This window comes from Chryseobacterium sp. Leaf394, assembly GCF_001424105.1.
GTDB lineage: Bacteria > Bacteroidota > Bacteroidia > Flavobacteriales > Weeksellaceae > Chryseobacterium.
Genome location: NZ_LMQH01000011.1, coordinates 1,934,069 through 1,945,791, shown reverse-complemented (window position 1 = coordinate 1,945,791; position 11,723 = coordinate 1,934,069). Strand labels below are relative to the sequence as shown.

The window sequence follows — 11,723 nt, the reverse complement described above, 5'->3', positions numbered from 1 at the left end:
CCCCCCCCCCCCCAACAACGAATCCGAACAACAAATCCCGCACCCCGAATCTCAAATCTCAATCCGCGAACCCCGAACCGCGAACCCCGAATCTCAAATTTCAAACCTCAAATTTCAAATTTAGCTTTATATTTACAGAAATTTAATACAGCTATGTTAAAAGCAGGTTTGGTGGGTGCAGGCCATTTAGGAAAGATCCATTTGAGACTTCTCAATCAGTCAGATAAATATAAATTTGTTGGTTTTCACGATAAGGATGCAGAAAACGGCAGGAAACTCGAAGCAGAATTCGGATACAGATATTTTGAAAATTTTGATGAGTTGCTCGATCAGATTGAGATGCTGGACATTGTGACGCCGACCCTTTACCACTACGATTATGCTTTGAAAGCTATTGAAAAAGGTCTTCATTTCTTCATCGAAAAACCGGTGACTCAAACGTTGGAACAGGCTGAGGAAATTGTGAGAAAATGCAGTGAAAACGGTATCAAGGCTCAGGTAGGTCATGTGGAAAGGTATAATCCTGCATTCATTGGGGCAAAAGAATTCATTCAGGATCCGATGTTTATTGAAATTCACCGTCTGGCTGAGTTTAATCCCCGTGGAACCGATGTTTCTGTGGTTCTGGATTTAATGATTCACGATCTTGATATTTTATTGAGCGTTGTGAAATCTAAAGTTAAAAATATTCATGCAAGCGGTGTCTGTGTGGTGAGTAAAAGTCCGGATATCACGAATGCAAGAATTGAATTTGAAAACGGTTGTGTGGCTAATTTAACGACTTCAAGAATCTCAATGAAAGCCATGCGAAAAAGCCGTTTTTTCCAGAAAGATGCTTACATTTCTGTCGATTTTTTAGAGAAAAAAGCAGAAGTCATCCGGATGAAAGAAGCCCCGGAGAACCCGACACCTTTCGATATGATTATTGAGAATGCGGAAGGTGAGAAGAACCAGATTTTATTTGAATATCCAAATATTCAGGCCAACAATGCCATTTTGGATGAACTGAATTCGTTTGCAGACGCCATTCTTCAGGGGAAAAACGTAGAAGTTTCTTTGGAAGACGGAACAGAGGCATTGAAAGTGGCGCTGGAGATAATGGATTTAATCACTAAATGATGATAAATAAATTCAGAACAAGTTTACTTCCACTACTTTTTTTGTATTTATCAATTCTTTGTGTGTATGTAGGTTATCTTTATATTATCAGAGATTACAATATCACAAAAAGTATTTATCAGCCTTATAAAACTTTTTTGCAGATTTCATCCTTTTCATTCCACAATATCGTAATCGCACCACTCAAAGGAGTGGTAGGAGTTATTGGTTTTTTCATTTTTTTATTTAAGAAAAAGCAAATCAATACATTTTCCACTTTATTTCTAGTAATCAGTACCGTGGAAGTTCTGATGCTGATTTTATTTGAATTTTTCTTATTCAGCAGATTTTCAGACTATATCGATAAAACCGCTGTCGTTATTACAGCATTGCTGTTTTCTTTTTTAACAATTTTCTATTTTAAAAATGCTAAAATTAAAGAGCAGGCAGTCACAATAGTCTGTGGGATTTTCTTAACAGTTATATCTTATTACTTACACTAATTTTTAATCACATTTAAAGGATTGCTCAGCAGAAAAATTTGTGTGTTTTAATATAATTACAATACACAAATTTTGAATATATTTGTTAAATTCAAAATTCTGAAATCCCCCCAATATTTAAACATTCTAATTATGAAACAAGCCATAATACTATCCGCTTTTTTATTGTCTCAATTTGGGACATCTCAACTGCTTAAAACTGAGAATCAAAAAATAGTCAACGATAAAGGTGAAAATATTCAGTTGAGAGGTCTTGGCTTAGGAGGATGGATGCTCCAGGAAGGGTATATGCTCAAAACTGCAGATTTTGCGGGGCCTCAGTATAAAGTTAAAGAGAAAATTGCTGAACTGATTGGTGAAGAAGGGATGAAAAGATTTTATGAAGCCTATCTTAAAAACGGAGTGACGAAACAGGATATCGATTTTCTGGCAAAGGCAGGATTTAACTCGATCCGTCTGCCGATGCATTATAATCTTTACACTTTGCCCATAGAAAAAGAAACTGTAAAAGGACAGAATACCTGGCTTGAAGAAGGTTTTAAAATGACGGACGACCTTCTGAAATGGTGTAAGGATAACAAAATATATTTAATACTTGATCTCCATGCTGCACCAGGCGGACAGGGAAATGATGTGAATATTTCAGATAACGACAAATCTAAACCTTCACTTTGGGAAAGCACCGAAAACCAAAAGAAAACGGTCGCACTCTGGAAAAAACTGGCAGACCGGTACAAAGATGAGCCGTGGATCGGTGGCTATGATCTGATCAATGAACCTAATATTAATTTCACAGGTAAAAATCCCAACGGAACAGATGAAATGTCTAACGCTCCGCTTTGGAAACTGCAGAGAGAGATTACAGAAGCGATTCGGGAGGTTGATAAGAAACATATTATTTATCTTGAAGGAAACGGCTGGGGAAACAATTACAACGGTCTTCCGGAACTTTGGGACGGTAATCTGGTATTCAGTTTTCATAAATACTGGAATAATAATGATGATGCGACACTGAAGTTTGCTTTAGATCTCAGAAAAAAGTACAATGTTCCAATCTGGTTGGGAGAAACAGGAGAGAATTCAAATGTCTGGTTTACCCAACTCATTCAGTTACTGGATAAGCACAACATCGGTTACGCATTCTGGCCCATGAAAAAAATTGATAACACTGCAGGAATCAACAACGTAAAAATCACTCCCGAATACCAAAAATTACTTGATTACTGGAAGAACGGCGGCGAAAAACCATCAAAAGATTATGCTGAAAAAGCATTGATGAAGATTGCGGATAACTATAAATTCAGCAATACAGAAGTCAGGAAAGATGTGATCGATGCAATGTTCAGGCAGACAACAGATCACTCTTCAAAAGCTTTCAAAAACCACACGGCACCCGGCAAAATCATGTCGACTGATTATGATTTGGGAAGAATCGGTGTAGCTTATTCAGATAAAGATTTTATCAATCTTTGGGTAAGCGATCCGGAGAAAAGATCAGAGTGGAATTCAGGAAATCAACTGAGAAATGATGGTGTGGATATTTTTAAATCAGTAGATAATCAATATTACGTCGGTAAAACGCAAACTGGCGAGTGGCTGCAGTACACTGTTAATTCAAAAGATGAAAAAACATATAAATTGGAAATCAGTTATTCATCGAAAACAGATTCCAAAATCAGACTTGAAGATGCTTCCGGAAAACTGCTTACTACAGTATCACTTCAATCCACACAGGGTGAGGAAAACTGGAAAAAAAATTCTACAAAGGGTATTCGCCTACAAAAAGGAGAAAATAAAATCAGAATTATTTTTGAAAATGATGGGGTGAATTTTAATTATTTTGAATTGAAATAGTAAAAAATATTAAATTGCAAATTCCTTTTAAAACTAAAAGGGATTTGTTTTAATTAAAAAATTATGAAAAAAATAAGCCTGTTTTTCCTCCTGATTTCCGCATTTTTCTGTGCTCAGCAATCTGTTTTAGACAAGAAAATAAATTCAATCATTAAAGGTAAAAAAGCAACGGTCGGAATTTCTGTTCTGGGCTTTGAAAATGGCTTTAAATACAGTAAAAACGCAGAAAAAAAACTGCCGATGCAGAGTGTTTTTAAATTTCACATTGCTGCAGCAATCTTGGATTATGTGGATAAAGGAAAACTGTCTCTTGATCAGAAAGTTTTACTGACGAAGGATAATTTAATGCAAAACACCTGGTCGCCTTTGCGTGATAAATATCCAAACGGTGGAGTGGAAGTTCCTTTAAGTGAAATTCTTGAACTTACCGTGGCACAAAGCGACAACAGCGGTTGCGATATCTTGCTCGGACTTTTGGGCGGGCCAAAAACAGTACAGCAGTTTTTTGATGCTAAAAATGTAAAGAACTTTCAGATTATTTCCGGCGAGGCAGAAATGCACAAAGACTGGAATGTTCAGTATAAAAATTATTCTACTGCAAACGCTGCGACAGATGCTTTAAAAAAATTCTATGACGGTAAATTGCTTTCAGAAAAATCTACAGATTATCTGATGAAAGTAATGCTCTCCACTTCCACAGGAAAAAATAAATTAATAGAACAGCTTCCGAAAAATACCCCAGTAGCAAGAAAAACGGGAGCTTCCGGAAAGAATAATGACGGTCTTACAGGCGCAGAAAATGAAATCGCGGTGGTAACTTTACCCAATGGCAGACATTATGCAATAGCTGTATTCGTCAGCAACTCAACAGAAAGCAGTGACGTTAACTGTAAAATGATTTCAGATATTTCTAAAGTTGTCTGGGATTATTTTAATAAGTAAAATTTTAAGCTTAATTTTAAAAACTTCAAAAATGAAAAAGGTATTATTCATATTCGGTATTTTCACATCAGCAATTTTCTTTGCACAGAAAAGTGAAAACTATTATCAGATCAGCTACAACAGCATCTGCTGTGGACCGCCTTCTGAAAAGCCGGTGCGCGACTATATTCAGAAATTTCAGGGTAAAAATAAAAGCAAAACGGTTGAAATTTATAAACAGACCGGTTTGGGAAGAGAAGGTGAGTTCAAACTTTTTGTAGGACTGGATGCGCTTTCAAAATCAAATAAAAGGAAATTTATTTCAGGTCTTGAAGCGGCGATCAATGCACAGAATACAGCAAAAGGCGGTAGCGACGGAACAGTAGATTTTATGGGAACTTCGATGGTTTCGAAAGGCGCTTTATCAGCTTTACCCAACACTACTTTAAATAAAACAGTTATAACAAAACAGAAAATAAAATGATCAAAAACATTGTAGTTATCGGTGCAGGAACCATGGGGAACGGTATTGCACACACTTTCGCTCAAAGCGGTTTCAAAGTAAATCTTGTAGATGTTTCTCAGGATGCTTTAGATAAAGGTTTAAAAACGATAACCACCAATCTTGACAGAATTATTGCAAAAGGAAATCTTACGGAAGACCAAAAGGCTGAAACTTTAGGAAATATTACAACTTTTACGGAGTTAAAAAATGCTGTAACTGATGCTGATCTTGTAGTGGAAGCCGCAACTGAAAATCAGGATCTGAAACTGAAAATCTTCGCTCAGATGGATGAATTTGCTCCCGAAAACTGCATTTTATCTACAAATACTTCTTCTATTTCTATTACTAAAATTGCTGCCGCTACAAAAAGAGCAGACAAAGTAATTGGGATGCACTTTATGAATCCGGTTCCGATTATGAAACTGGTAGAGATCATCAAAGGGTATTCTACTTCTAAAGAAACTTTTGATTCTATCTACGAAATGAGCAAAACTTTAGGAAAAGTGCCTGTTGAGGTAAACGATTATCCGGGTTTTGTGGCGAACAGAATTTTGATGCCTATGATCAATGAATCTATTGAAACGCTGTACAATGGCGTTGCGGGAGTTGAAGAAATTGATACGGTAATGAAACTGGGTATGGCGCATCCGATGGGGCCGCTTCAGTTAGCAGATTTCATCGGACTTGATGTTTGTCTGGCAATCTTAAATGTAATGTACGACGGCTTCAAAAATCCTAAATATGCACCAAATCCTTTGCTGGTGAACATGGTAATGGCAGGGAAATTAGGAGTGAAATCCGGTGAAGGTTTTTATGATTATTCTGAAAGCAAAAAAGCTGAGAAAGTGGCGAAAATGTTTGCGAAGTAAGAAAGTGAATTGTGAATAAGTCAAATGTGAATTTTAGCATTATTATAAATTCACTTCGAAGAAAATTAACTTGCATAGCAAAATTCACTAATTTCACATCTCATGAATTTTAAGGAAAGAAATATTCAGATATCAATGGTCATCATTACTTTAGTGATGACCATTTTGCGTTTTTTACTGAACGAGAAGGGCAGGGTGAATCCGGATTCGATCCGGTACATGCGGTTTGCCCATGTTTTGCCGGAAGTGGATAATACTACTACGCCACTCGGTTATCCTTTATCCATAAGGTTTTTTACGCTTTTCGGAACTGATGAATTCTGGGCGAGTAAAATTGTCGGAATTGTTTCGTTTCTTTTCATCATATTTTTTGCGTGGAAAAAGAAATTTTATTTCAGGGAAACGGTGGTGATTTCCTCACTCTTCAGTTTCCTTTCGATCTTTTCCTTCACAATGAGTGAAGCATTTATTTTGCCTTTTGTATTCCTCTTTTTTTATTGTGCACATCAGATTATAAACGGAAAAATTTCTGGCGGAAAAGCCGTTTTTTACTTGTCAATATCGCTGATTACCCTGTATAATATCAGATACAGTTCTTTGTTTTTTGTTGGAGGAACCGGACTTTTCGGATTGATTTTCTGGAAGAGAAATTATGCGAAAACCTTTATTATTTCAGCATTTATTGGTCTTGTTTTTATCATCGGATATAAATTTTTGTTTATAGATTACTTTAACTCAAATTATATTAATGAAGCCTTAGAAATCGGGCTCAATCCAACATCCAAATTAGTACCGGAGTTTTTTCAGGGACTTGCGACTTCTTTTAATCCTTTCATCCATATAGCAGATCCTGGTGAAGGAAAAATTAATATTGCTATTTATGGAATTGGGGCTGTTAATATTTTGGTAATGCTGTACCTGTTTTTTACTAAAAGACGATCTGAAACTGAAATTTTTCTCTTATTGATCGGTACTTGCGGAATTATATGTTCATTTTTTATACAATATTTTTATTGGATTACACCGCTGGATTATCGTTTGTTAGCACCTTTTTCATATCCGATCTGGCTGGTTTATTTTAAAAAATTATTTGAAATATTTAATATTAAAACCTATGCTGTAGGATTTTTGAGTATAATGTCTGGTGGTTTGTTTACCTGGCTTTCCAAAGGAGATTATCTTGAAAACCGAAAAGAAATTACCCGGTTTCTGAAACAGGAAAAACTTGAAAATACAAGACTGCTGTTTTACGTGAAAGATGTTGAAAAACTTGATGAAGTACAGATTGCTGAGCTCATAAGTACCGTAAATTCGGATATTGTTCTCACTTCCAAGGCAGAAGACACGCTGAAAAAAACAACGTTAACACAACATAAAGTTTTAGAAAAAATTAAGATCAGAAAGAATAAGTTTCAATAATTTTATTATCTTTGATTAAAGTTAAAACATTACAAAAAATGAAATTACCAAAGTTTTTATTAGCAGACAATTCGGAATTTCCAGAAGATTTATTCGTGGTTCATACAGAATATCCAAGATTTATCTTAAACGTTGAAGAAGAAGAAGTTGAGTGGTTAGATGATTTGGAAGGCGATGATGAAGAATCGATGGCAGATGAAGCGACTAAGGTTGTAGAAGCTGCGTTCAAATGGTGCGACGAAGAGTTGGCTAAGTACGACGAAGAAGAGGAAGAATAAGAACAACTCCACAAAAAATATTAAAGCTGCCTGTTGGCAGCTTTTTTTATGCTCAGAAATCAGATATGTGCCTTTCTGAACTGAATCATTGTTAAAACCAAAAGCCCTAAAATACCCATCACAAGATAACCTTCCGCAACGTCAAGCTGAACTTCAGGTTTCAAAATTGCGACAATTCCGTAGCTGATTGCGGAAGTGATGATGAAAGCCATTCCGCCTGTGAGACCGCCTGCAATTCCCGCAGAATTGGGAAATCTCCCGATGCAGTACGAGAAATAATTATTAAAGATAAATCCTGCCGTCACATGAATTACAAATGCAAAAGCAACGAGACTGTAGATGTTGTTCAGAAAAAAGGATGCTAAAATCATCATTCCAATTAAAGCGATCTGTAGAAAATTGGCAATCCTAAGCTTGGGTAAAAACGCTTTGTTGATCAGCGCTTTACCGATAAAGCCACCAAGCATCCAGGCAAAACCTAAAATCAGTGAAACGTAACCGGCAACCACTTCAGAATATCCCATTTTGTGCTCGATGATGAAGGAACCACACAGATTAAAAAACATAATCATCGAATAACTCAGGCCGCACATCAGCATTCCATAGAAGAAATCTTTGGCTCTGAACATCATGCTGTATTCTTTTTTCAGCAGATTTAAACTTAAAACTTTTTTCATTTTTAAAGTTTCACCGGAGAAAAAATATTCAGAGATCAAAAGGATAAAACTGTAACCCGCCAGTACATAAAAATTGGATTCCCAGCCGAAAATACTCTGCAGATAACCACCGATAAACGGAGCAATGATGGGGCCTACAGACCATACAATCGTCATGATGCTGAGATAATGTTTCCGCTCATCGCCTTCATATACGTCCACAAAAAAAGCTCTTTTGGCAACCACCGCAAAACCGGAAAGTACACCCTGAAGAATTCTCATCGCGTAAATCACATAAATATTTCCCGTATTAGCCGTTATCAGAAATGAGATCACAAAAAGAGCAAGTGAAATAAGTGTAATTCTGTACCGACCGAATGAATCTACAACGCTTCCTGCAAAAAACTGCGTCACACCATAGCTGATAAGAAAAAGTGAAAGTGTAAGCTGGATGCTGCTTTCAGGAAGATGAAGGTCTCTCGCCATGCTCGGCATACTGGGTAAATAAATATCGGTCGCCAGACCAGACATGGGAATTACCGCGAAGGCCAGAACTGTCGCAATAAATTTGTTTTTCTCTGAAAGCATCAGCATTGTTTTTACGGGCTCAAAATTCCGATTTTTTTTCTGATACTGCACGGTGGTGAAGATGAATAATTATTAAACATTATATTTTTAATTTCAATCAGATAGGGCATTCTTTTTTCTTTAGTTTTTGTACTTTTATAAACACCTCACTTTAGAATATGGAAATTTTCATCATCATTGCGTTGATTATTGTCAACGGAATTTTTTCAATGTCGGAAATGGCATTGGTCTCTTCCAAAAAATATAAACTTGAAACGGCTTCCAAAAGAGGTTTTTCAAACGCTAAAACTGCATTAAGGCTTGCCGGAAATCCAAATAAATTTCTTTCAACCGTTCAGATCGGAATCACATTAACCGGAATTCTCATCGGTATCTTTTCCGGAGATAAACTGATTGCTGATCTTGAAAAACAGCTTTTACATTTCAGAATCAGTGCAGATTACGTGCATGGTATCGCCTCTTTTCTGGTTGTTTTCATCATCACTTTTATTTCCATCGTTTTTGGCGAGCTGATTCCAAAACGTCTCGGACTTAAATTTCCTGAAAAAATTTCAATGTTCATTGCGAAACCGATGTACTGGCTTTCTGCCGTCGCTTCTCCGTTTGTCTGGCTTCTGACGGTCACCAACAATTTCTTCTTGAAAATTTTTGGTATTTATAATGATCAGAAGGAGACCATTACCGAAGAGGAAATTAAATCGTTAATAAAAGAAGGGAGTGAAGGCGGAGTGATTGAAGATAAAGAACACGACATCCTCAGAAATGCCTTTGATCTGGGTAACAGAAAGGTAAATTCAATCGTGACGCACCGGACGAAAATTATTGCTCTGGATTTGCAGGATGACTGCGAGAGCGTAAAACAGAAAATTAAAAATGCGTCTTTTTCCACCTATCCGGTTACAGAAAATGGCAATATCGATCAGATTGTAGGAATTGTGAAGATGAAAGATCTTTTTGATTTCTGTGATGACGGATTTGCGCTTGCAGATCATGTCAACAAAACTATTTTCGTAAGTGAAAATTCTTTCATTTATCCTCTCTTGCAGAGTTTTCAGGACTCAAAATCTCATATTGCAGTCGTGATTGATGAATTCGGAAACACCAAAGGAATTGTAACTTTGAATGATATTCTGGACGATTTGGTAGGAACCGTCACACATGAAATAGACACCGAACCAGAAATTATTCAGCGCAGTGAAAATTCGTGGCTGATAGACGGCAAATGCACCATTTATGATTTTAAAAAATATTTTGAAACCGAAGTGGATGAAGAAATTGAAACTCAGTTTATCAGTGTTTCAGGTCTGTTCTTCAATGAATCTGAAGGTATTCCAAAGACGGGTGATGTGATAAAAGTAGGTAATCTCAGCCTTGAAATTGTCGACAAAGACGGCAACCGCGTAGATAAGATTCTGGCAACAAAAATTGAGGAAACACCGGAGGATATTTAGTTTTTTTGATTTTAAAAAGTTTAGTTTTAATTTAAATTTTGTAATTTTAAGGAAATCAAAGTTGAAATAATTTTGAGAAAATAAATGAAGTCTAATTAAAAATATCAGAAATTATGGATAATGTACAGTTCAAAATATCAGAATATCAGGATGAACTTCAAATGTTTAAAGACGGCGAAAAGGTTGGTTACATGTCAATTGCCGTAGACGGAAGGCTCATCAATGTTTATTACACAAAAATAAACCCCGAGCTTGAAGGTCAGGGTTATGCCAAATTACTGCTTGACGAGCTTGTACGCTTTGCCGAAGAAAAAGATTATATGATTGATCCTGAGTGTGATTTCGTGCGACAGCAACTCGAAAACCATCCGAAAAGATACAAGGGGATTTGGCATGATTAGCCTATTCCCACCATTTATCAAAAGGGTTGTTTTCTTTATCTAAATTTAAAATCTGTCCGATTTTCGGTGTGAGAACCGACAGATTTTTTTCCTGTGCAAATGCTGAAACTTTCTTTAAAGGCTCATTCCAGGCATGTAACGCCAAAGCAAATTTTGCTGAGTGTACAGGAATTATTTTCTGCGCCTTCAAATCTTCCGAAGCCTGAATAACATCTTCCGGCAAAGCATGAATATACTTCCAGGCTTCGTTATACTGCCCGTTTTCAAGGATGGCAAAATCAAAAGGTCCGTATTTTTCACCAATCATTTTAAAATGGCTGTCGTAGCCGCTGTCTCCGCCTAAAAATAGTTTCTTATCTGAACTTTGAAGGACAAACGATGACCACAGGGTATTGTTTCTGCTGAATTTTCGTCCTGAAAAATGTCGTGCAGGTGTAAATGTGATCTGTAAATTGTTTTTCAGAACAAAACTGCCGCCCCAGTCTTCCTCCAAAAGCTGTTCTTCACTGTAACCCCATTTTTCAAGATGCGAACCTACGCCCAGCGGAAGAATAACCTGTTTTACTTTGTTTTTTAAACTTTTTACGGTCGGATAATCCAGATGATCGTAGTGATCATGTGTGATAATAAGATAATCAATTTCCGGCATCAGATCAGAAGTATAAAAATCTGAACCATTAAATACTTTATTGAAAAATTTAAAGGGTGAACCGAATTTACTGAACACAGGATCCACAAGAAACTTTACACCATTCAACTGTATAAAGTAGGATGAGTGCCCAAACCAGATAAAAACATTTTCATCTTTACTCAAATTTTTCAGATCAGTTTCTACAAACGGAATATTGATTTTGGGTTTCAGATCCGGATTTTTTGTACCGAAAATAAAATTAAACATCACTTTCGGCATACTTTGGCCATCTGCAAGTTGGGGTGTTATGCTCAAATTTTGAAACTGTCCGTTTTTGTAATTTTTTGACAACAGCATTTTCTCCAGACGCTTTCCTTCAGGCTTTGCACCGAAAACTTCCTGCGATAAAACGTAATAGGCAAATCCGGCAATTGCTAAAATCAGAATCAATAAATAGAGCATAATTTAAAATTAAACGGTTAAAAAAATCAAATCTACCTTTAATAACGGTTTAAAAATCAAATTACTTTTTATTTGCCATAATTTTTT

General features: G+C 36.3%; 11 protein-coding genes. 9 read left to right on the top strand and 2 right to left on the bottom strand.

The annotated features are described in order from the left end of the window. Positions 1 to 153: 153 nt before the first annotated feature. The 7 genes from ASG21_RS13575 to ASG21_RS13540 all read left to right on the top strand — a co-directional run bounded on the left by ASG21_RS13575 (position 154) and on the right by ASG21_RS13540 (position 7,447). A complete protein-coding gene (locus ASG21_RS13575; RefSeq protein WP_056081101.1) occupies positions 154 to 1,119 on the top strand; it encodes a Gfo/Idh/MocA family oxidoreductase in 966 nt (321 codons plus the stop codon). A 614-nt stretch (positions 1,120 to 1,733) separates the two neighbouring features. Then, a complete protein-coding gene (locus ASG21_RS13565; RefSeq protein WP_056081095.1) occupies positions 1,734 to 3,455 on the top strand; it encodes a cellulase family glycosylhydrolase in 1,722 nt (573 codons plus the stop codon). Between the two features lie 63 nt (positions 3,456 to 3,518). Further along, positions 3,519 to 4,397, top strand: a complete 879-nt coding sequence (gene bla-A / locus ASG21_RS13560) for a CGA/CIA family class A beta-lactamase (protein ID WP_056081092.1) — start codon at positions 3,519 to 3,521, stop codon at positions 4,395 to 4,397. A gap of 31 nt (positions 4,398 to 4,428) precedes the next feature. Beyond that, a complete protein-coding gene (locus ASG21_RS13555; RefSeq protein WP_056082411.1) occupies positions 4,429 to 4,860 on the top strand; it encodes a hypothetical protein in 432 nt (143 codons plus the stop codon). Beyond that, the gene (locus tag ASG21_RS13550) at positions 4,860 to 5,750 is read left to right on the top strand and encodes a 3-hydroxybutyryl-CoA dehydrogenase (RefSeq protein WP_185113738.1); all 891 of its coding nucleotides are present in this window, start codon (positions 4,860 to 4,862) and stop codon (positions 5,748 to 5,750) included. Before ASG21_RS13555 ends, ASG21_RS13550 begins: the two co-directional genes overlap by 1 nt. Positions 5,751 to 5,852: 102 nt before the next feature. Next, positions 5,853 to 7,169 carry a hypothetical protein gene (locus tag ASG21_RS13545; RefSeq protein ID WP_056081087.1) on the top strand — a complete coding sequence of 439 codons (1,317 nt, stop codon included), beginning with the start codon at positions 5,853 to 5,855 and terminating at the stop codon, positions 7,167 to 7,169. 38 nt (positions 7,170 to 7,207) lie between these two features. Beyond that, positions 7,208 to 7,447 carry a hypothetical protein gene (locus ASG21_RS13540; RefSeq protein WP_056081084.1) on the top strand — a complete coding sequence of 80 codons (240 nt, stop codon included), beginning with the start codon at positions 7,208 to 7,210 and terminating at the stop codon, positions 7,445 to 7,447. A 59-nt stretch (positions 7,448 to 7,506) separates the two neighbouring features. Here ASG21_RS13540 and ASG21_RS13535 read toward each other — a convergent pair whose 3' ends face one another. Beyond that, a complete protein-coding gene (locus ASG21_RS13535; protein WP_241773494.1) occupies positions 7,507 to 8,691 on the bottom strand; it encodes an MFS transporter in 1,185 nt (394 codons plus the stop codon). Between the two features lie 158 nt (positions 8,692 to 8,849). On the opposite strand from ASG21_RS13535, the gene ASG21_RS13530 reads away from it, so the two are divergent. Both ASG21_RS13530 and ASG21_RS13525 read left to right on the top strand, forming a co-directional pair. Next, a complete protein-coding gene (locus tag ASG21_RS13530) occupies positions 8,850 to 10,142 on the top strand; it encodes a hemolysin family protein (protein WP_056081080.1) in 1,293 nt (430 codons plus the stop codon). Positions 10,143 to 10,255: 113 nt separating this feature from the next. Continuing rightward, the gene (locus ASG21_RS13525; RefSeq protein ID WP_056081078.1) at positions 10,256 to 10,543 is read left to right on the top strand and encodes a GNAT family N-acetyltransferase; all 288 of its coding nucleotides are present in this window, start codon (positions 10,256 to 10,258) and stop codon (positions 10,541 to 10,543) included. A 1-nt stretch (position 10,544) separates the two neighbouring features. Here ASG21_RS13525 and ASG21_RS13520 read toward each other — a convergent pair whose 3' ends face one another. Then, a complete protein-coding gene (locus tag ASG21_RS13520) occupies positions 10,545 to 11,636 on the bottom strand; it encodes an MBL fold metallo-hydrolase (protein WP_056081075.1) in 1,092 nt (363 codons plus the stop codon). Positions 11,637 to 11,723 lie beyond the last annotated feature (87 nt).

Bases quoted from the DNA above. Each gene is read 5' to 3' on its own strand.
- ASG21_RS13540 (WP_056081084.1), top strand. From the start codon at position 7,208: ATGAAATTACCAAAGTTTTTATTAGCAGACAATTCGGAATTTCCAGAA.
- bla-A (WP_056081092.1), top strand. From the start codon at position 3,519: ATGAAAAAAATAAGCCTGTTTTTCCTCCTGATTTCCGCATTTTTCTGT.
- ASG21_RS13555 (WP_056082411.1), top strand. From the start codon at position 4,429: ATGAAAAAGGTATTATTCATATTCGGTATTTTCACATCAGCAATTTTC.
- ASG21_RS13545 (WP_056081087.1), top strand. From the start codon at position 5,853: ATGAATTTTAAGGAAAGAAATATTCAGATATCAATGGTCATCATTACT.
- ASG21_RS13525 (WP_056081078.1), top strand. From the start codon at position 10,256: ATGGATAATGTACAGTTCAAAATATCAGAATATCAGGATGAACTTCAA.
- ASG21_RS13535 (WP_241773494.1), bottom strand. From the start codon at position 8,691: ATGCTTTCAGAGAAAAACAAATTTATTGCGACAGTTCTGGCCTTCGCG.
- ASG21_RS13575 (WP_056081101.1), top strand. From the start codon at position 154: ATGTTAAAAGCAGGTTTGGTGGGTGCAGGCCATTTAGGAAAGATCCAT.
- ASG21_RS13565 (WP_056081095.1), top strand. From the start codon at position 1,734: ATGAAACAAGCCATAATACTATCCGCTTTTTTATTGTCTCAATTTGGG.
- ASG21_RS13520 (WP_056081075.1), bottom strand. From the start codon at position 11,636: ATGCTCTATTTATTGATTCTGATTTTAGCAATTGCCGGATTTGCCTAT.
- ASG21_RS13530 (WP_056081080.1), top strand. From the start codon at position 8,850: ATGGAAATTTTCATCATCATTGCGTTGATTATTGTCAACGGAATTTTT.